The sequence below is a fragment of the Faecalibacterium sp. DFI.5.82 genome (genome assembly GCF_029076575.1).
GTDB classification, from domain to species: Bacteria; Bacillota; Clostridia; order Oscillospirales; family Ruminococcaceae; genus Faecalibacterium; species Faecalibacterium duncaniae.
The window spans coordinates 1-298 of sequence record NZ_JARFIS010000833.1 but is presented as its reverse complement, the minus strand read 5'-3'; the positions used below and the strand labels follow the sequence as shown (position 1 = coordinate 298).

At 57.0% G+C, this 298-nt stretch carries 1 protein-coding gene; it reads right to left on the bottom strand.

What is annotated here, in order from left to right; all coding sequences use genetic code 11:
- A partial coding sequence (locus tag P0G09_RS19120) for a hypothetical protein (protein WP_275253460.1) occupies positions 1-298 on the bottom strand: 298 nt, incomplete at both ends.

The window sequence follows — 298 nt, the reverse complement described above, 5'->3', positions numbered from 1 at the left end:
GGCTTCCGGTATCGGTTCAGCGTTCAGGGCTTCGTCTGCGGCAGCAGCATCCGGAAAGGTCTGCCACTCGCCATTGACCTCCACAGAGATAGGCACCTTGTCCAGTTCCTCATCAGGTGTAGGTTCATCCCGCCGCAGACCGTCCTCGAATTGCTGCTTGTTGAGTACCTCGTTCTCCCACGCCTGCCCATGCGCGCTGGTGTCGATGCGCACATCGGTTTCGCCAACATAGCCGATTTTGCCTTCGATGGTTCGGGTGGGAAGGTCAACAACAACTTCGTCACCGACCTTGTAATCA